Annotated in this window: 15 protein-coding genes; 5 read left to right on the top strand and 10 right to left on the bottom strand. The window is 55.6% G+C overall.

Annotated features, from left to right (window positions below):
• Positions 1-135: 135 nt before the first annotated feature.
• Complete coding sequence (fhuE, locus tag RTM06_RS19940) at positions 136-2,331, bottom strand: ferric-rhodotorulic acid/ferric-coprogen receptor FhuE (RefSeq protein WP_312184486.1); 2,196 nt, start codon at positions 2,329-2,331, stop codon at positions 136-138.
• 539 nt (positions 2,332-2,870) lie between these two features.
• On the opposite strand from fhuE, the gene RTM06_RS19945 reads away from it, so the two are divergent.
• Positions 2,871-3,272, top strand: a complete 402-nt coding sequence (locus RTM06_RS19945; protein ID WP_293794050.1) for an H-NS family nucleoid-associated regulatory protein — start codon at positions 2,871-2,873, stop codon at positions 3,270-3,272.
• 65 nt (positions 3,273-3,337) lie between these two features.
• Here the strand turns inward: RTM06_RS19945 and RTM06_RS19950 are convergent, their stop codons facing one another.
• The 4 genes from RTM06_RS19950 to RTM06_RS19965 form a co-directional block, all read right to left on the bottom strand.
• Positions 3,338-4,198: a 5'-methylthioadenosine/S-adenosylhomocysteine nucleosidase gene (locus RTM06_RS19950; protein ID WP_312184487.1), complete on the bottom strand. Its 861-nt coding sequence runs from the start codon at positions 4,196-4,198 to the stop codon at positions 3,338-3,340.
• A gap of 137 nt (positions 4,199-4,335) precedes the next feature.
• On the bottom strand, positions 4,336-5,535 hold the full coding sequence (locus RTM06_RS19955) for an aminotransferase class I/II-fold pyridoxal phosphate-dependent enzyme (protein WP_312184488.1): 1,200 nt from the start codon (positions 5,533-5,535) through the stop codon (positions 4,336-4,338).
• 18 nt (positions 5,536-5,553) lie between these two features.
• Positions 5,554-6,855: an LLM class flavin-dependent oxidoreductase gene (locus RTM06_RS19960; protein ID WP_312184489.1), complete on the bottom strand. Its 1,302-nt coding sequence runs from the start codon at positions 6,853-6,855 to the stop codon at positions 5,554-5,556.
• A gap of 32 nt (positions 6,856-6,887) precedes the next feature.
• Complete coding sequence (locus RTM06_RS19965) at positions 6,888-7,958, bottom strand: iron-containing alcohol dehydrogenase family protein (RefSeq protein ID WP_312184490.1); 1,071 nt, start codon at positions 7,956-7,958, stop codon at positions 6,888-6,890.
• Between the two features lie 289 nt (positions 7,959-8,247).
• Here RTM06_RS19965 and RTM06_RS19970 point away from each other — a divergent pair, with 289 nt between their 5' ends.
• Genes RTM06_RS19970 through RTM06_RS19980 form a run of 3 tightly spaced genes read left to right on the top strand, consistent with a single transcriptional unit; the run spans position 8,248 to position 11,245 of the window.
• Positions 8,248-8,793 carry a GNAT family N-acetyltransferase gene (locus RTM06_RS19970; protein WP_061719596.1) on the top strand — a complete coding sequence of 182 codons (546 nt, stop codon included), beginning with the start codon at positions 8,248-8,250 and terminating at the stop codon, positions 8,791-8,793.
• Entirely contained in the window at positions 8,790-9,932 is a 1,143-nt protein-coding gene (locus RTM06_RS19975; protein ID WP_312184491.1) for an amidohydrolase, read from the top strand. The genes RTM06_RS19970 and RTM06_RS19975 overlap by 4 nt, the downstream gene beginning before the upstream one ends.
• Entirely contained in the window at positions 9,932-11,245 is a 1,314-nt protein-coding gene (locus tag RTM06_RS19980; RefSeq protein WP_312184492.1) for an MmgE/PrpD family protein, read from the top strand. Before RTM06_RS19975 ends, RTM06_RS19980 begins: the two co-directional genes overlap by 1 nt.
• Here the strand turns inward: RTM06_RS19980 and RTM06_RS19985 are convergent.
• Together RTM06_RS19985 and RTM06_RS19990 are read right to left on the bottom strand one after the other, a co-directional pair.
• Positions 11,242-11,466, bottom strand: a complete 225-nt coding sequence (locus tag RTM06_RS19985; RefSeq protein WP_007890034.1) for a hypothetical protein — start codon at positions 11,464-11,466, stop codon at positions 11,242-11,244. The genes RTM06_RS19980 and RTM06_RS19985 overlap by 4 nt on opposite strands.
• Before the next feature lie 114 nt (positions 11,467-11,580).
• Positions 11,581-11,706: a hypothetical protein gene (locus RTM06_RS19990; RefSeq protein WP_008103156.1), complete on the bottom strand. Its 126-nt coding sequence runs from the start codon at positions 11,704-11,706 to the stop codon at positions 11,581-11,583.
• 327 nt (positions 11,707-12,033) lie between these two features.
• On the opposite strand from RTM06_RS19990, the gene RTM06_RS19995 reads away from it, so the two are divergent.
• Positions 12,034-15,744, top strand: coding sequence for an FAD-dependent oxidoreductase (locus tag RTM06_RS19995; RefSeq protein ID WP_312184493.1), 3,711 nt, complete (start codon positions 12,034-12,036; stop codon positions 15,742-15,744).
• Between the two features lie 80 nt (positions 15,745-15,824).
• On the opposite strand, the gene RTM06_RS20000 is transcribed toward RTM06_RS19995, so the two are convergent.
• From RTM06_RS20000 to RTM06_RS20010, 3 genes are all read right to left on the bottom strand, one after another.
• Entirely contained in the window at positions 15,825-18,113 is a 2,289-nt protein-coding gene (locus tag RTM06_RS20000; RefSeq protein WP_312184494.1) for a molybdopterin-dependent oxidoreductase, read from the bottom strand.
• Positions 18,114-18,147: 34 nt separating this feature from the next.
• Positions 18,148-18,909, bottom strand: a complete 762-nt coding sequence (locus RTM06_RS20005; RefSeq protein WP_061719602.1) for an amino acid ABC transporter ATP-binding protein — start codon at positions 18,907-18,909, stop codon at positions 18,148-18,150.
• On the bottom strand, positions 18,902-19,541 hold a 640-nt coding region (locus RTM06_RS20010; RefSeq protein ID WP_312184495.1), incomplete at its 5' end, for an amino acid ABC transporter permease. The genes RTM06_RS20005 and RTM06_RS20010, both read right to left, overlap by 8 nt.

Consider the following 19,541-nt stretch of genomic DNA (forward strand, 5'->3'; position numbering starts at 1 on the left):
AACTTCCCGATGATCAGTCGGGGATCATAGCACCCGGAGGAGAATGATCGAGATACAAGGGTCGCCATTCATGGTGACCGAAGGATTGGCGAGATTCTCCGCTGGATGCGCAATCCTGCACACCCAGCATTTTCATCAGAAACGATAGGTCGCCGAAACCGAGAAGTTACGTGGATCGCCGTACACGATGCCGCCGTTACTGACGTTGGTATCATACTCTTTGTCGAACAGGTTGTTAATGTTGGCCTGTAACGAGACGTTTTTGGTGACGTCGTAGCGTGCGAACAGATCCACCACTGAGTAGCTGCCCTGACGTGCGCGCCAGGTGCCTTCACCGTCTGGACCGCCAATGTCGCCGTAGGTTTTCGACTGCCAGGTCAAGCCGCCACCCAGGGTCAACTGATCAAGCATCGGCAAGCGATAGCTGGTGAAGAGATTGAATGAGGTGCGCGGCAGGTTCGAGTTATAGCGATCACCGTTGGCATCTTCCGCTACGTAGCTGGTGCCACCGAAGGTCATCTGCCAGTTATCGGTTACCGCGCCGTTGACTTCAAACTCTACGCCACGGCTAACCACACCTTTCTTACCAACATAGATAGCATTGCCCGTCTCCGGGTTTGTTTCTCCGGTCGCTTCGCCAACGTTGTCCAACTCGGTGCGGAATATAGAAACCGAAGTGGTCAGGCGGCTGTTAAACCAGTCTGATTTCACTCCCGCTTCATAGTTCTTGCCAATCACCGGCGCCAGGAAGGCTCCAGACGCATCCTGATAATCCTGCGGCTGGAACACCGAGGTGTAACTGGCATACGCGGACCAGTTGTCGTAGAAGTCCCAAATCACACCACCGTACGGCGTGATATTGTTCTTCTCCATTTCTTCGCTCAGCGTCTGACGATTCCAGTTGGTGTAGCGGGCACCCAGAATCACATGTAGCGGATCGGCCAGCGAGATGCGCGTTGCCAGATAGGCAGATTTTTGACGAACCAGCTGCGTATCTGACGCCGGTTCGCGCGGATCCCAGTTGGATTCAGGGAAGTCGCCATTGTAGTTATTAAAGTTACCCAGCTCTTCTGAGGAGATATTCTCCCACGAGCTGTAGTACTTGTTGTCCTGACGGCTGTAGTTAACGCCGATCATCAGCTCATGCTGACGTCCCAATAATTCATACGGGCCGCTGGCGAAGGCATCCACTGCATCCACTTTACGTTTGCCAGTGTTGTAGCCAGTGCCGCCGATAACCGGATAGCCGGCGTAAGAAGAAGAGCCCGCGCCGGTGGTTTTATCGAAGAAACCATCGATATACAGCTGTTTGCTGTCGAGGAACATTTCGTTGTGCGTGCCGTTAAGCGTGATGTTCCAGCCGTTATCGAAGTTTTGCTGCAGATTAACAAAGACTTTTTTGTTTTCTTTGTTGTTGTAAGCCCAGTCTGGCGCGGTGTTGTAACCACGACGCAACTTCGTTTGTGAGCCATCGGTATACCAGCGCGGGGAGCCGCCCCACATTGGCGAATCGGTGTTAACCTGGCTGAATTCGTAACCGACCGACAATTTAGTGGAATCGGTCAAATCAGCATCAACCACGCCATAAACGAATTTTTTATCTGCGCCGTAGCGTTCAATAAAGCTGTTTCTATCTTCATAACCCGCCACCAGGCGACCACGCACGTTACCTTCGGCGGACAGCGGCGCAGAGAGATCGGCAACATAACGCTGTTTGTTCCAGCTGCCATAGCTGGCTGAAACGCTGCCGGTGAACTCTTTGCTGTCGGCGTGCTTGCGCACCATGTTGATCGAAGCAGATGGGTTGCCTGGGCCAGTCAGCAAACCGGTGGCACCGCGCACCACTTCGACCCGCTCATACAGCGCCATATCGCTCTGCGCATCGCCGAGGTTCCAGCGTGAGGCGAAGGCGGTGGGAATGCCATCGGTCATATAGTTGTCGATCAGAAAACCGCGCGAATAGTAGTTTGTGCGGTCCATGTCGGAAGAGACGCCGTGAATGCCGGTGGTGTTGGCCAGCACATCGTTCAGCGATTGCAGCTGTTGGTCTTCCATACGCTGCTTGCTAACGATCGAAACCGATTGCGGAATATCGCGCGCGGTGAGCGCCATTTTGGTCCCGGCACGCGTCACCGGTACGCTGTAATCCTGTGCCGCCTGCTGTTGCTGATCCGCATTCGCGCTGGCATCCACGTTCAGCGTCTGTTCGGTGTTGGTGGTCTCTGCTGCCTGCGCGATACCCGACGCAACCATCATAGCCAGTAAAGAGAGACGCAACGCACGCTGAGGCGCATTGCCGGGTTTCCTGACGCGCAAATCTTCGAAAGACATACCATTCCTCAATCAACTTTTCGTTATTTTTTTGCGGCACCGCTGCTGACGTCTGAAAGAGGAACGACAGTAAGGAAGCCGTTAAGAAAGCAAATGAGAAATATACGCATTAAGGTTTACAATGCAAGAAATTGTTACCGGTTTACTGACACTTTTACACTTGGTGAAACGCCTTATTCTTCAACGAGTAATAGTTGATAAGCGTTATTTTCAGGAAGGTTCATGCAGGGATTTTCGTCAACTATGTGAAATTGAACAGATTCCAGCACGCATCAGATTTGTAGGGTCGACATTCATGGCGACCTTCACATACATCGCATTAAAATGCTGAATAATGCAGCAACTATTATTCTCATTACTCAAAAACATAACGTGAATAAGCCAAACAGCTTGAAAACGCGTCAGCCAATATAAAGAAACATCTGATCACCCCGATATTTTCCGGACAATTCTGTCTGGAACAGATTATTTTAATTTGCCAAAAAATCTCGTAGAATGCTCTCCTTTACACCAGTCAAATAAGTAATAAGGATTTATTCATGAGCGATGCACTTAACGCATTGAACAATCTTCGCACGCTGCGTGCCGAAGCACGTAATATTGAAGTTACAGCATTAGAAGAGATGCTGGAAAAATTCGCCGTGGTAGTCGCAGAACGCCGTGAAGAAGCGGAAGCAGAAATTGCAGCCCAGCGCGAAAAAGAAGAAAAACTGGCGCTTTACAAAGAGATGTTGTTGAAAGACGGTATCGATATTAGTGACCTGGCGCAATTAAATACCCAGGAAAGCAAACCTAAGTCGAAACGCGCGCCGCGTCCCGCAAAGTATAAGTTCATCGACGAACAGGGTAACGAGAAAATGTGGACTGGCCAGGGCCGCACGCCTTCCCCGATTAAAGCCGCACTGGAAGCTGGCGGTTCGATGGATGATTTCCTGATTTAATCGGCGCATGCAGTACAAAGTGTGAACATGAAAACGCAGCGCAAGTGCTGCGTTTTTTTTACTTATTATTTCTGCGCATTAATCTGTTTGATATACGCTTTTAAAACATCGTACACATAATCCTGGCAAGCGATACCGGTTTGCGCGTCGTATTTACCGTTGTTGGTGATGTTGTTAGATAACACACGAATACCGATAAACGGGATATTGAACAGCGATGAGATCTGCGCAGCCGACGCGGTTTCCATCTCCTCAACGGAGGTGTTGAAGTTCTCATGGAAGAAGCGAATACGGTCCAACTCGCTGTTCCACACATCAGCCGATCCGATCACGCCTTCCACTACTTTGCCTTGGGTGTAAGCCGGCATCGCCTGCTCAGCGGCTTTCATCAGCTGCGCATCGGCGGCAAACTGACGAATGCTGTGGGCATTTTTATCTTCACCTGCGCTGCCTTTTGAGGCCATCAAATCCATCGGTTTCCAATCAACGGAATTACTGCCCGCGCCCTGTAACTTGTGCGGCGTTTTAAACGCGCCGAGGTTGACCGAATATTTGCCCACGACAATGTCATAGACATGTAATGCCGGATCGTGACCGCCTGCAGTGCCCTGATTAATGATGGCTTTAGGTTTGAATTCCACTACTGCAATCGAGGTTGCCGCCGCGACATTTGACATGCCTTTTAGCGTTTCAGAAACGATTACCGGATAACCTTCAACCGTGCCCTGCCAGAAACGCCATTCGCCAATCTGACGCTCTTTAGCATTTTCCAGTTTGGCGGCGAAATGCTCGGCTTCAACCGGCATCGCGCCCTGAATAATGATCGGTGCCTGAGAAGTTTCTGTATTTGCCATGGCTTGCAGCGGCGCGAAAATAGCCAGGCCGCTAATCAAAGCGGTATTGAGATTCAAAGATAATTTAGACATGAAATAATAACCGGAAATAATGAAAGGCGCATTATGCGGGATGAAATGCGGGTTGGAAAGTTGTTAATTGACTCATAAAGTTATTGCGATAAGACGCCAGACAAAACCTAAGAATTATCTGGCGCATCTGGCAGGAATTAGCTTAATGCCGCACAGGCCTGCGCAATTCTGCGGCCCGCCTCACGCACCGTCGCAATATCGGTGGCAATGGATAAACGGAAATAAGGTGACAAACCATACGCGCTGCCCGCCACGCCCGATACCCCGCTTTTCAGCAGATAATTTATTACATCCTGCTCAGTTTCAATCTTCTGTCCATCGGGACGCGTTTTACCCAATAAACCGGCGCAGCGGCAGAAAATAAAGAACGCGCCATCTGGATTGAGCACGTCAATTTCCTGCACCGGCTGTAAGAACGCCATAATTGCATCGCGGCGATCCTGATAAGCCGTGCGTTGCGGCGGCAGGAAGTCGAGTCCACCGTTATAAGCCGCCACCGCCGCAGCCTGGCTGACCGCGCTGGCACCGGAACTGTTTTGCGACTGCACCACCACCATCGCGTCGATCAAGGCTTTTGGCCCGGCACCAAAACCAATGCGCCAGCCGGTCATGGCGTAGGTTTTCGACACGCCGCCCACCAGCAAAATGCGCTCGGCTAAATCCGGCGCGACGTGCAGCAAGCTGACGTGTTCACGGCCATCAAACAGAATATGTTCGTAGAGTTCATCCAGCATGATCAGCACATCAGGATGATCGCGTAGCACCGTCGCCAGCGCAGTCAGCTCATCAGCGCTATACACCATGCCGGAAGGATTGCCGGGATTGTTCAGCACCAGCCAGCGGGTTTTGCTGGTAATTGCCTGCGCCAGCTGCTGCGGCTGCAACTTGTATTCCTGCTCAAGCGGACACTCCAACAGCACCGCTTCACCGCCGTTGAAACGCACGCTATCCGGGAAGGTCGGCCAGTACGGCACCGGCACAATCACCTCATCGCCCTCATTCAGCGTGGCGGCAAAGGCGTTGAAGATGATCTGCTTAGCACCGTTAGCGATGCAGATCTGCGCCAGATCATAATCCAGCTGGTTCTCATTCTTCAGCTTGGCTATCACCGCTTTGCGCAGCGGCGTGGTGCCGTTGGTCGGCGTGTAGCGCGTTTCACCGGCGTCCATCGCCGCCACCGCCGCCTGACGAATGTGCTGTGGCGTATCAAAATCTGGCTCACCGGTGGTGAGATCGAGAATATCGACGCCCTGCTCCTTCAGCTGGCGCGTCAGTTGACGCGCCGCAGCATTGGCAGAGAGCGACACGGATTGCACACGCCTGGAGAAGGTGACCATGTTGAGCTCCTGAAAGGGTTAAGCCACTGGCAAGCCGAGGTTTTCACGCAGCGTGGTGAACTCGTAATCATCACGGAACAGGCCGCGATGGCGTAGTTCCGGGATCACCAGTTCAACAAACAGATCCAGCTGCTCGGACATAATCGCTGGCATGATGTTGAAACCATCCGCGCCGCCCTCATTCAGCCACAGCTCGAAATCATCGGCGATATCTTCAGCGGTACCGACAATCACGCGATGTCCACGTGAACCGGCCGCCACCGCCGCCAACTCGCGCAGCGTCAGATTTTCACGCTTCGCCATGTCGGTCATCAGTTTGACGCGGCTCTGGTTACCTTCACCCAGCGGCACTTCTGGCACCGGACCATCCAGCGGGAACTGGCTGAGATCCATGCTGAAACGCAGCGACAGCTGACGCAGACCGTTTTCGATATCCACCAGCGTGTTGAGCTCTTTCCACAGCGCTTTGGCTTCTTCACGCGTGCGGCCAACAATCGGCATCACGCCCGGCATGATCACCACATGATCCGGATTACGACCGGCGGCAATCACCTGATCTTTCTGTGAACGATAGAAGGTTTGTGCCTCTTCGAGGCTAGCCGCAGCGGTGAAGATCACTTCTGCGGTTTCCGCCGCCAGTTTCTGACCATCGGCGGAGGAACCGGCTTCGATGATCACCGGACGACCTTGCGGTGAGCGGGTGATATTCAGTGGGCCTTGCACCTGGAAGTGTTCGCCTTGGTGGTTAATCGGCTGGATTTTGTCATCAACAAAGTACGCACCGGTCTCTTTATTCGGCTGCACCGCGCCCTCTTCCCAGCCGGCCCACAGTTTTTCCGCTACTTCGAGGAATTCACGCGCTCGCGCATAACGCTCGGCGTGGTTCGGCATATCGTTGCGGCTGAAGTTGCGTGCCACATCGGCGGAGAACGAGGTCACCACGTTCCATGCGGCGCGACCACGACTGATGTGATCCAGCGAGGAGAAGCTGCGCGCCATGGTAAACGGATCGCTGAAGGTGGTGGACGCGGTGGCCGCCAGACCGATGCGTTTAGTGTTGACCGCCAGCGCCGACAGCATGGTCAGCGGCTCCAGGCGCGCCATGGTCGATGGCAGGCGATACATGCTGGTGGCCAGCGCATCGCCGACGAAGAACAGATCGAATTTACCGGCTTCGGCTTTTTTTGCGATAGTGATCAGCCAGTCAATGTCAGTCGGATCGCCGAGTTTTTCCGTCAGGCGCCAGCCGCTGACGTGTTGTCCTACTGGCTGCACGAAAAGGCCTAAACGGATGCGGCGTTGTTGTTGTGAGTTAGCCATTAATTTGTCCTGGTCAATAAAAAGTGGTGCGATTAAAAAGTGTTCTCGGTCGCCAGCAGCGCCTGTTCCAGCGCATCAGCAGAGATGCGGAATGGCAGACGTTCGGCGCTGGCCGCCGGGAATTTAATTTGTTCCGCGATAGTGCGAATCGTCGCCGCGCGGTCGCCGGTTAACGGTGCTAAGGTCAGCGGCATGTCGTACTCACGCAGCAGCGCCAGCAAATCGGCATCCGGCACGCCGTTATGCTCAATCAGCGATTGCACCAGCAGGCTGTAACCCACTTTTTCGCCGTGCAGCCATTCGTGCAGCTCCGGCTGATGCGTCAGACGATTGTGAATGGCGTGGGCAAAACCCGGCGTGGGCAACACATCGCGCACGCTGTTGGCTAATCCGGCCAACCCGATGTTGGCATCGATGATTTTCACCAGCTCCGGCGTGACAATCTGCTGTTCGTTAGCCGCAACCGCCGCTGCACCCAGCTCGCGATAGAGATCCAGTGCGCGTTTGGCAGTCATTACTTTGAGATCCAGCGCCAGATCGTGGGGATTGTTACGCTGATAAGGATAGAACTCGTAATATTTGGCCAGCGCATCAACGATGCCGGCTTTCAGATAACGCACGTCGCTGCGCGCGATAATCTCGCTATCCACCAGCACCAAATCCGGCATTTTGCCTAACGGCTGGCTGCGCACATGGCCGCCCTGCTCATTGTAAACAATCGCTACCGGCGACCATGCCGCGCAGGTTGCGGCAACCGTGGCGAAGTTGATCACGTTGAGATCGGGCAATTGGCTACCCACCGCTTTCGCCGCATCCAGCACGCGTCCGCCACCGACCGCAAACAGCAGTTCAGCGCCCTGCTGCTCGACATTTTGCTTCAGGGTTGCAATCGCGGCATCGGTGCATTCACCGATCAGATACTCTATTTCCCAGCGAATAGCATTGGCTTCAAGGCTGTGGGTTAATTCCGGATTAACCGCCTGCCAGGCGCGAGGAGAAGTAAAGATGCGAATATGGGAAGCGTAAGGTTTGATAAATTCACCGGCGCGCGCACGCAAACCGGATTCATGTGCATATGCACGCGGAGATTTGATCGCTAACACGGCGTCACCCTGATTAAGAATAAGGCTATAACGGATTAAATTAAGATAATTCAGAGGGTTAATACAGAATAGTTATAGCGCTATGTATTTTCTGCATACTACGGTAAATAACGATTTAAGCAATGCAAAAGGGGTGATTTCATTTTCACAAATTCGCATTAGCTTAGTTATTTTTCACATATAGCGGGGAATGGCTTTGCTGGTAGTCTGATCTCTTTTGTATGAATGCCTGTTAGGTCGCCATTAATGGCGACCCTACAAAAGCGCATATTTTTTCCCGGGGATATCTATGTCACTTGAATTTCGTCAGGTCAGAGAAGACGAGGTGGAAACCTATCAGGCGCTGATGCATGCCGCGTATGCGCCTACGCTGGCGCTGGGCATCAAATTTGATGCTGCTACCGCCGACCTTGCCAAAACGTTGCGTCATCTGCAAAGCCACGGTGTTTATGCCCTGTATGCCGATGAGGTGATGGTCTCATCCGTTACCGTACGTTATCCGTGGGGACCGCTGCCCGGCCCGTTTGGCCTGCCGCATATCGGCTGGTTTGGCGCGCATCCCGATTATCCCGGCAAGCAATATGGCCGTCAGGTGCAGGATCGCCTCGAGCAGGAGATTCTGCTGGGCCAATTACGCGCGCCTGCGGTATCGCTCGGCACCGCCACCAGCCATCCGTGGCTGATCGAGATGTACAAAAAGCGCGGTTTCCAGCTGATGCACACCACCGATCTCGGCAAAGGCCACATCACGCAATATATGAAGAAAGTACTGGATGAAGCCGCCCACGATGCGTGGTTAACACGCCAGGCGGCGCAACAAGGAGTAACAGCATGAGCCAATCACTCGACACCTTAGGCGAACAGCTGATCGCTTTCCGCCACGAACTGCACCGTTTTCCTGAGCTCTCCAATCAAGAGTTTGAAACCACCGCACGTATTCGCCAGCAATTAGAGCAACACCATATTCGCGTGCTGGATCTGCCGCTCAAAACCGGTTTAGTCGCGGAAATAGGTCGTGAAAACGGTCCGCTGATGGTGCTACGTTCTGACATCGATGCGCTGCCGATTGAAGAGCAGTCAGATGTGAACTTCCGATCTGAACGTCCCGGCGTGATGCACGCCTGCGGCCACGACTTCCACAGTTCGGCGGCGCTGGGCGCGGCGATTCTGCTCAAACAGCAGGAAGATACGCTGCCAGGTCGCGTGCGCATTCTGTTCCAGGCGGCAGAAGAGACCGGCCAGGGCGCGCCCGATGTGATCGCTACTGGCGCGCTGGATGATGCGGTGGCTATTTTCGGCATCCACAACGATCCGTCGCTGCCGCCTGGCGTGATTGGCAGCAAAGCCGGTCCGTTAACGGCGGCGGTTGATCGCTTTGATATCAGCATCACTGGCATGGGTAGCCACGCCGCTAAACCGCATCAGGGCAACGATCCGATTGTGATTGCTGCGCAAATTATCTCGGCGGCGCAAACGCTGATCAGCCGCAATGCGCCATCCGGCGATAACGCGGTGGTCTCGATCACCCAGATTCATAGCGGCAGCACCTGGAACGTGATTCCGGATAGCGCCTGGCTGGAAGGGACGGTGCGCTCCTTCTCACAGAAGACGCGCGAACGTCTTGAACAGCGCTTCCGTGAGATCGTGCAAGGTATTGGCGCTGCCTTTGCCGCCGAGGTGAAATTCAACTGGCATGCAGGCCCGCCTTCGGTGGTGAATGACGCGCACTGGGCCGATTTTGCCTTGCAGCAGGCCAGCGCCAGCGGCTTTGAGGCGCGCGTGGTGGAAGCCAGCCCAATTGGCGAAGATTTTGCGTTCTATCAGCAACAACTGCCAGGCGCATTCATGATGATTGGCACCGGCGAGCCTTATGCGCTGCACCATCCGGCGTTTCGCATCAATGATGATGTGCTGCTGCCGACGTCGCGCTATCTCGCCAATCTGGCGGTCGCGGCTCTCAAGAGCGTGAGCTGATGAACCTAACCGCCGCGCTGGCTAAGCGCATTGTTCACAGCCAACCTGATGACGTTGCACGAGCTGCGGCGCGTGAAGGCGTGCGTGATTTCCTCGCCGTCAGCTGGCCGGTATTGCAAGGTCAGGTGCCGGATAGCGGTTTACCGGCGCTGCGCAGCGTATATGGCGACGGCAGCGCGCGATCTCACGCGCTGCTGCTCGGTTATGCCAGCCACGCGCTAGATTACGATGATTTTCATGCGGATTTTCGCGGGCATCCCAGCGTGGTGATTCTGCCCGCGCTGTTTGCCTGGCAGCAGCTGCAGCCTTCTGAGCTGGATCAGTTCCTTGATGCCTACGCGATTGGCGTTGAAGTCGCCGGACGTTTAGGTCTGGCCGTCAGCCAACAGCATTACGCCTTAGGTAATCACAATACCGCGACACTCGGCACGGTTGCCGCCGCCGCCGCGCTGGCGCGGTTGATGGCTTTAGATGTCTCTGCCACCGCAACGCTGCTCGGCATCGCCACCACACAAGCCAGCGGATTACGCGCGCAGTTTGGTTCGGCGGTGAAGCCGCTGCACGCCGGGTTTGCGGCTGAACGCGCGGTGACCGCCGCACAGCTGACGCTGGCCGGTTTTGATGGCAAGCAGGATGGGGTAATTGAGGCCTTTATGTCTGCCACGAGCAACGGCCAGGCGCAGCCGGAAAAGCTGATTGAGAACTGGGCGCAGCCGTGGCGCATTGTTACGCCTGGACTGGAGTTCAAACCCTTCCCCACCTGCGCCGGTACGCACAGCGCCGCCGAAGCCACGCGCATCTTGCGCAATGAATGGCTTGCGAGCGGTAAATCGCTGGAAAGTTTGCTGGAAAGCATTAGCGAGATCAGCGTGGCGTTTCCGCCGGGCGGCGATATTGCCGCATCGGTGCGTGTGCCGACCAACGGCATTGAAGCGCGTTTCAGTCTGGAATACGTGATTGCCGCGATGCTGATTTGTGGCGATTTACGCTTGCAGGATTTTGCCGAAGGCGAGTTGAATCAGGAAGTAATGCCGCTGGCAGCCAAAGTACTTCGTATACCAGATGAAAATGCGCCACCGGATGCGATTAACCCGGCGCTGCGTTTTCATCTGGTGACCATTACGCTACGCGATGGCTTGCAGTTGCAGCATCACCGCACGCGTCAGCAATCGCTGGCCGATGCGGTGGATGTCGCAGGCAAGCTGCACGCGGCACTGCAGCAGGAATCCCCGCAACGCCAGCAACAACTGCTAAACAGCAGCGAGCTGGCTAGCAGCGCGCATCTGGCGCAATTAACCCAGCTGCTGGGTTAGAGCGTTTCGACCGGCTCCAGCGCATCCTGAATGGCATCGGCCAGATTTGCGATCTCATTGGCAACCGCCTGCAAATCCCACGATGCCTTTGATCCGCTGGCAGAGGTTGAGGCGCTAACTGACTCTTTTGCCACCGCTAATGCCGCCGCAACCGCAACGGTGCGTTTATGCTGCTCAACCGTGACGCCAATCGGTGGCTGTGTGAAATAGTCGTTGACCATCGTATCTCTCCCTTAAGTGTTAAAAAAATAAATGAATCCTGGAGAGGTATTATGGGGGAATTACAGCAGAGTGCACTCTAAATAGTGAGCCGCCAGCGGCGGCTCGACCCATTTTCAGATTTTAGGTTGCTGATCTTCAGGGAATTCAGTATCGCGGGGTAAATCATCATCTTCGTCGGGTAATGTTTCATCATCACCTGGCAGTGGAATTACATCATCATCATCTGGACGTTCTGACATAGGACCCTCCGTAAACCCGAAGTGGGTTAATTAAAGTGTAGTGATGAAAAAAATTAATACTCGTGCTTCTTTTCAATATGTGAGTTAAGCGTAAGAATTAGTTTAACTATGTCATTTTATTTTAACTTTGCCGCTTCACTTAATTACGCAAAACTCACGCTAGGCTTATTTTCTTTTCAGCTCAGTGATTTGCGTTAAGCTAAAGCGTGGTTATAATTTTAATTAGTTTTAATATTCATTTAATAGGCCACCATTAATGGCGACCCTACAATGTAGTTAATTTCTTTTATTTACTTAACTTTCCTGAATTTTATTCGGGGGAACACCATGCCGCCATTTTCCAGCTTTTGGCAAGCCGGTTATGAGGGAGCGGATCATATCAATCCCTTCGGCGAACGACTTTCAATGAATGCGCTGACCGACCATTTATCGCAATACCACAACGATTACGCCGCGCTGCAGCAGTTTGGCATAACCTCGGCCCGTGAAAGTATTGGCTGGCGACTGGCGGAAATGGAACCGCACACCACGCTCGAAAGTTTAAAAAAACGCATGAATTCAGCGCGCTCATTTGGTGTGCAAATTAACTGGACCTTTTGCCATTACGGCTGGCCGGATGACTTAACCTTATTTTCCAGCGAATTTGTGCCGCGCTTCGCCGCTTTTTGTCAGCGCATGGCGCGCTTTCTCGCGGAATATTATGAAGAGGCACCGATTTATTCACCGATGAATGAAATCTCGTTTATGGCATGGGGAATTTCTGTCGGCCTGTTTGGCAATAATGCACACAGCGATCCCGATGAGATTAAACGTCAATTAATTCGCGCCACGCTAGCAGGTTGCGCTGCTATTCGCCGCGCCGATCCGCGTGCACGTTTCCTGCACTGCGACCCGATTATTCATGTGGTGCCGGATGAAGACAGCGATGCGTGTCGGCAGCGCACCTGCGATATCAACGCTTCGCAATATCAGGCGTGGGACATGATCGCCGGTTTGCGCGAGCCGGAACTCGGCGGCAAACCGCACTATCTCGATGTGGTCGGTGCCAATTATTACCACGGCAATCAGTGGCTCACCTGGTCCGGCTGTCGGCTGGAGTGGCATCTGGGCGATGCGCGCCGCGTGCCGCTGCATCCGCTGCTGACGCAGTTAACCGAACGTTATCAACGCCCAATTTTGCTGGCGGAAACCAGCCACGTCGGCAGCGGACGCGCCGCCTGGCTTACCCAAGTGACTGCCGATGTCGCGCAAGCCCAACTCAACGGCAGTGATATTCGCGGCATCTGCCTCTACCCGATTATTGATCGCCCGCTTTGGGAAGATCTCCAGGACTGGCCACGCAGCGGATTGTGGGATGTCGATCCTCACAAAAAGCGCCTGCTGAACCCGGTTTATGCCGCGTCATTACAGCAATCACAACGAGTATTAGCCCGTTTTCAGAGATTTATCATCCCAAACAGCAGGCCAGAGGAAAGCACCATGCAACAATCCGTATTAGTGGTATTCAGTCATTTACGTTGGGGATTTGTTTTTCAACGTCCACAGCATCTGTTGTCGCGCCTCGCCCAGTTCCACCGCATTGTGTTTATCGAAGAACCGATTTATCAGCCCGGTGAAGCCGCGTTACGCCACTATCAACCGGCACCGAATGTGACGGTGATCGAGCCGCATACCGATGTGGCCGCGCCCGGCTTCCACGACAGCCAAATCGCTGTGCTGCAGCCGCTACTGGCCGAGCTGCTGGATGACGATGAAACGCCGTTGGTGTGGTTTTACACGCCGATGGCGCTGCCGCTGTTGGCCTGCTTCACCCCGAGCGCGATTATCTATGACTGCATGGATGAGCTTTCCGCCTTTAATCAGGCACCGCGTCAACTGCAGCAGCGTGAATCGGCGCTGTTGAGCCGTGCTGATTTGGTGTTTACCGGCGGCACCAGCCTGTATGAAGCGAAGAAACATCGCCATCCGCATGTTTACTGCTATCCAAGCAGCGTCGATGCGGGACATTTTGAACAAGCGCTGGACCGCACTAACGGCCATCCGCTGCAGGAAAACCTGCCCAAGCCGCGCCTCGGCTATTACGGCGTGATTGATGAACGCCTCGACCTGACGCTGATTGCCGCGCTAGCAGATGCGCATCCTGACAGGCAGATCGTGATGGTCGGCCCGGTGGTAAAAATTGACGTCGCCAGCCTACCGCAGCGCAGCAATCTGCATTGGTTTGGACAGCAACCTTACGCCGCCTTGCCGCACTTTCTCGCTGGCTGGGATCTGTGCCTGATGCCGTTCGCGCTCAATCCATCGACGCGTTTTATTAGCCCGACCAAAGTGCTGGAATACATGGCGGCGCAGCTGCCGATCGTCAGCACCGCGATTGCCGATGTGGTGCGCCATTACGCCGAGGTGGTGAGCATCGCCGATTCTCATCAGAGCTTTATTCAGGCCTGCGATGCCGCGCTCAACATGCCGCTCGAAACCCGCTATCAGCTGGCGAAAAACATGGCGGCACGCGTTGCGGCAACTTCGTGGGATCGCACCGCTGAAGAGATGCAGGCGCATATCGTGGCGCTGACGAAACGCCAGATTTCCCAGCCCGACGTGGCCGCCGCCCGTCCACCAGTGCAGGCGCACAATACTGTTGAGTGCTTGATTCTCGGCGCCGGACCAACCGGATTGAGCGCCGGTTATCACTACGGCGCGGGCGCGGTGGTGCTGGAGAAAAATGCCAGCGTGGGCGGCTGGTGCCGTTCGGTCGAGGATCAGGGATTCACCTTCGATCACGCCGGCCACATTATGTTCTCCAACGATCCTTACGTGTTGCGTTTGTACGACATTCTGCTGGGCGACAATCAGCACTGGCAAACGCGTGAAGCCTGGGTTTACAGCCATGATGTTTACACCCGTTATCCGTTCCAGTCGGCACTGCACGGTTTGCCCGCCGAGGTGATTGGCGAGTGCGTGTTGGGTGCGATTGAGGCGCGCTATGCTTCACCTCCCGCTTTGCAGGCAGTCGCCACCGAAGCACGTCGCGACTGCTGCGCCGATGGCGCCATCCCGGACGGTGAAAGCCTGGCCTGTCCGCCGGAGAGCGAAGATTTTGAGAGCTTCATTTTCCGTACCTGGGGCAAAGGCATCGCGCGACATTTCGCCCTGCCGTATAACCAGAAACTGTGGAAAACCCCTCTGGTGAGCATGGAGACTTCATGGCTCGGCGGACGCGTGCCGCTGCCGGATTTGGAGCAGATCATCTCCGGCGCGCTGGCGCCGCTGGATAAGCCGGTCGGTCCCAACGCGCGCTTTGGCTATCCGCTGCGCGGCGGTTTTCAGGCGCTGATGGAAGGATTTCTGCCCCATCTGAATTGCGCGCTGGAGATGGAAGCGGACGTCAGTGAGATCCAGCCGCTGCAACGGCGCGTGCTGTTGCGTGATGGTCGACAGTTCCATTATGACCAGATGATCAGCACCCTGCCGCTGCCGGAGCTGGTGCGATTGATGGGCAGCTTTGCGCCCGAGGCGGTGCAGAAAGCGGCGCAGCAGTTGCGCCATATCTCGGTGCGCTGCGTCAATCTGGGCATTGGCCGCGCGGATATCAGCGACAAGCACTGGATTTACTATCCCGGCAACACGCTGTTCCATCGCATCTTTTTACAGGGCAACGCCAGCCCGCACTGTAATCCACAAGGCGGTTTTGGCCTGACCTGCGAAATGACCTATCGCGCCGATCAGCCGCTGCCTTGTGAAGGGGATGCATTAATTGAACGCTGTATCGCAGATTGCATTCGGGTCGGCATCATCAATGCCGATGATGAGATCGTGACCGCCAGTGAAGTGGATATGCCGTACGCCTATGTGGTGTATGACCATCAACGCACTGCCAACGTCACGCTGATTCGCAGCTGGCTGGCGACGCAAGGCATCCATCTTTCCGGGCGCTACAGCGAGTGGGAATATTACAACTCGGACAACGCGTTCCTCGCCGGAAAACGTGCAGCGGAAACGGTGAAAGATTTGACGCAAAACCGGAAAACCACGGCGTAATTAACGGTGCGCATAAACCCCGCTAAAACCGTAGGGTCGCCATTAATGGCGACCGATTTACATTTCCCCGCCGAAAATTATTATGAACCTGGCGGATTAAACGCCTGTACCGGCGTCACTTCGCCGCGATATTTACGCACCTGCACTACGGTGATTTGCCCGCTGCAGCCTTGTGCCAATGACGAGGTGCCGATATCCAGCGTCAACACATTGGGATTACCGTGACGGCACAGCGGACGCAACGCGGTGGGATCGACCGGATCGTACCAGGCGCCGGTCGGCAACTGCACCACGCCGCGCATGATGGTTTCGGTCAGACGCGCACTGGCGAGTACGTGGCCGCGCGCGTTGTAGAGCTCGATGATATCGCCATCGTTAATACCTGACGCCGCCGCATCAGCCGGATGCAAACTGCACACTTCGCGGCCATCACGTTTGCCGCTCAGGCTGTAATCCCCAAAATCGAGCTGGCTGTGCAAGCGCGTCGCCGGCTGATTGGCGATCAACCAGAACGGATGATCGGCATTCGGTTGCTGCTGCGGCTCGCGCCATACCGGATGACCCGGACAGTTTTCATAATTAAAGCTGGCGATGGTGGCGGAGAAAATTTCGATTTTTCCGCTCGGCGTCGGCAGGGGCGACGCTTCTGGATCGGCGCGGAACGCGTTGATCATGCGGCCGCCATCTTTCAGCTGCGGCAGCTCCAGCACGCCTTGTTGCCAGAACTTCTCGAAGTCGGGGATCTCTACCTGATGCGCCGCCAGCTTCTGTTGCAGCTGAGCGTAATGATGCTGCAACCAGCCGCGCGTATCGCGTCCTTCGGTGAAGGCTTCTTCCCGCCCTAAACGGCGCGCCAGCTCGGTGAAAATCGCGTAATCATCTTTGGCTTCGCCGAACGGCTGCGCCACCGGCTGCATGGCAAACAAATGGCGATCGGTAGGTGCGCCGCCAATGTCTTCGCGCTCCAGCGTCATGGTGGCGGGCAAGACGATATCGGCATGGCGCGCGCTGGCGGTCCAGGCGATTTCATGGACGATCAGCGTATCCAGCTGGCAGAAAGCCTGACGCAGGCGCGCGAGATCCTGATGATGGTGGAACGGATTGCCGCCCGCCCAATATGCCAGACGGATGTGTGGATAGGTTAAGCGGCGGCCATTGTAGTCAAATTGTTTGCCGGGATTGAGCAGCATATCGGCGATACGCGCTACCGGAATCAGGCGATCGATGCCGTTCTTGCCCTGCGGCAGTGCCGGGAAACTCACCAGATTGTGATGCTTGCCGTAATGGCCTAGCGCGCCAAGCGCATAGGTGTAGCCACCGCCCGGCAAGCCCGGCTGACCGAGCGCGGCCGCCAGCACCAATCCCAGCCATACCGGTTGTTCGCCGTTTTCGGCGCGCTGCAAGGCATGCGCCACCGTCACCAGCACGCGTTTGCCGTGCAACTGGCGGGCGAAATCCCTGATGAACTCCGCGCTGACGCCGCAAATTTCTGCTGCCCACGCCGCATCGCGCGGCGTGCCATCTTCTTCGCCACGAATGTAGGCCGCCATTTCTGGCCAGCCCACGGTGTAGCGCGCGAGGAAAGCCTCGTCGGTCAGCTGTTCTGCGATCAATACCGATAACACGCCAAGGATGAAGGCCGCGTCAGTGCCCGGTCGCAGCGCCAGCCATTCGCCCTGCGCTTCCTCAGGCAGATCGCTTTTCAGCGGGCTAACCGAGATAAAGCGCGTGCCACGCTGCGCCGCCTGCTGCATAAAGCCGCGCTCGGTGTGTTCGCTCAAGCCGCCGCTGGCGACCTGTGAGTTTTTCAATGCTAAACCGCCAAATGCCAGCACGATTTCGCTGTGCTGGGCGATCTCTTCCCAACTGACGCCGCGACGGGCAATTTCATTCATGTCGCCGACGATATGTGGCAGCAACACCGACGCAGAGCCGGAGCTGTAGCTGTTAACCGAGCGCACGTAGCCGCCGAGCGTGGTGTTGAGGAAGCGATGCACCTGACTTTGTGCGTGGTGGAAGCGCCCCGCGCTTGACCATCCGTAAGAGCCGCCGAAGATGCCTTCCGGGCCATAAGTGTCGCCGACGCGTTGCAGTTCGCGCGTTACTAACGCGTAAGCGTCATCCCAGCTCACCGCGACGTACTCATCGTTGCCACGACGATCGTCCGGGCCTGGTCCGTTCTCCAGCCAGCCACGACGCACCATTGGACGGGATACGCGTGCCGGATGGTTTAACGCAGTGCGGAAGTTTTGCAGCAGCGGGCTGGGATCGGGATCGCCTTTAAACGGTTCGATAGTCAGCCGATCGCCCTGTTGCTGGGCATGAAAAGCGCCCCAATGGGCGCTGTGCATTACCGGTTTTTGCGTCATCACTGTTCCTGGCATCAAAAAAGAAAAACGGTGCCTAAAGCACCGTTGCAATAAAGTTTCTTACGCGCCCGTTTTCCGGGTCGTCGAGCACTTGCTGGGTTGGCCCCGCCGCCACGATTTTGCCGCTTTCCATAAACACAATGTTGTCGGCTACCTCGCGCGCGAAACCAATCTCGTGGGTGACCACCACCATGGTGATGCCAGAGTGCGCCAGCTGTTTAATCACCTGCAGTACTTCGCCCACCAGTTCGGGGTCGAGCGCTGACGTCGGTTCATCAAACAGCATCACGCCGGGATCCATCGCCAGCGCGCGGGCAATCGCCACACGCTGCTGCTGTCCGCCGGAGAGATTCTGCGGCCACTCTTCTTCGCGGCCTGACAAACCCACTTGCTTCAGCAGCGACAGCGCTTTGCTGGTCGCCTGCTGACGGCTCTGCTTCTTCACGCGCATCGGCGCATCCACAATGTTTTGCAACACGGTGCGGTGCGGGAACAGGTTGAACTGCTGGAACACCATGCCGATTTCGGCACGCTGACGCGCAACTTCACCGCTGCTTAACTCGTGCAGCGCCTGGCCTTTCTGCTTGTAGCCGATGATCTCGCCGCCGATGCGAATGGTGCCGCCATCCAGTTTTTCCAGATGGTTAATGCAGCGCAGCAGCGTGGATTTCCCGGAACCGGATGGCCCAAGGATCACCGTGACTGAACCGGCAGGAATATCCAGGTTCACTTCATCCAGAATGGTGACGCCAGAGAAGCGTTTGGTGACTTTACGTAATGCGATCGCCTCACCCATTGCTGACGCTCCTTTCTGCTTTCGCCGCTGAAAAACCCGGCAGCGATTTCAGCAAACTGCGTTTTTCCCGGCGTGTGACGCCACGCCCAAAATAGCGTTCCACATAGAACTGACCGACTGACAGCACCGAGGTCATCAGCAGATACCACAAGGTTGCCACCAGCAGCAGCGGAATCACTTCATAGGTGCGCTGGTAAATAATCTGCGCCGAGAACAGCACGTCCTGCAGCGAGATCACGGACACCACCGCCGTGGTTTTAAGCTGACCAATGATTTCGTTGCCGGCTGGCGGCATGATGGCGCGCATCGCCTGCGGTAGCACGGTGTGACGGAAAATCTGTGAAGGGCGATAGCCAAGCGCACGCGCGGCTTCCAGTTGGCCGTTGCCGACGCTCTGAATACCGGCACGCACAATTTCAGCGGCATAAGCGGATTGGTGCATCACCAGCGCGATCACCGCCGCACTGAATGGGCTGACTAACGCGTTAGATTGCGTGCTCCAGATTTCGCCGAGGCCCGGAATCGACAAGGCGATGGTGGGATAAAGCGCCGCGATGTTGTACCACAGGAACAGTTGCACCAGCATCGGCACACCACGGAAGAACCAGGTATAAAACCAGCTCACCCCCACC

Origin of the sequence: Pantoea sp. CTOTU46764 (genome assembly GCF_031974595.1) — a bacterium.
GTDB lineage: Bacteria > Pseudomonadota > Gammaproteobacteria > Enterobacterales > Enterobacteriaceae > Pantoea > Pantoea trifolii.

Coding starts and splice junctions, on each gene's coding strand:
- fhuE (WP_312184486.1), bottom strand. CDS start 2,331: ATGTCTTTCGAAGATTTGCGCGTCAGGAAACCCGGCAATGCGCCTCAG.
- RTM06_RS19945 (WP_293794050.1), top strand. CDS start 2,871: ATGAGCGATGCACTTAACGCATTGAACAATCTTCGCACGCTGCGTGCC.
- RTM06_RS19950 (WP_312184487.1), bottom strand. CDS start 4,198: ATGTCTAAATTATCTTTGAATCTCAATACCGCTTTGATTAGCGGCCTG.
- RTM06_RS19955 (WP_312184488.1), bottom strand. CDS start 5,535: ATGGTCACCTTCTCCAGGCGTGTGCAATCCGTGTCGCTCTCTGCCAAT.
- RTM06_RS19960 (WP_312184489.1), bottom strand. CDS start 6,855: ATGGCTAACTCACAACAACAACGCCGCATCCGTTTAGGCCTTTTCGTG.
- RTM06_RS19970 (WP_061719596.1), top strand. CDS start 8,248: ATGTCACTTGAATTTCGTCAGGTCAGAGAAGACGAGGTGGAAACCTAT.
- RTM06_RS19975 (WP_312184491.1), top strand. CDS start 8,790: ATGAGCCAATCACTCGACACCTTAGGCGAACAGCTGATCGCTTTCCGC.
- RTM06_RS19980 (WP_312184492.1), top strand. CDS start 9,932: ATGAACCTAACCGCCGCGCTGGCTAAGCGCATTGTTCACAGCCAACCT.
- RTM06_RS19985 (WP_007890034.1), bottom strand. CDS start 11,466: ATGGTCAACGACTATTTCACACAGCCACCGATTGGCGTCACGGTTGAG.
- RTM06_RS19990 (WP_008103156.1), bottom strand. CDS start 11,706: ATGTCAGAACGTCCAGATGATGATGATGTAATTCCACTGCCAGGTGAT.
- RTM06_RS19995 (WP_312184493.1), top strand. CDS start 12,034: ATGCCGCCATTTTCCAGCTTTTGGCAAGCCGGTTATGAGGGAGCGGAT.
- RTM06_RS20000 (WP_312184494.1), bottom strand. CDS start 18,113: ATGACGCAAAAACCGGTAATGCACAGCGCCCATTGGGGCGCTTTTCAT.
- RTM06_RS20005 (WP_061719602.1), bottom strand. CDS start 18,909: ATGGGTGAGGCGATCGCATTACGTAAAGTCACCAAACGCTTCTCTGGC.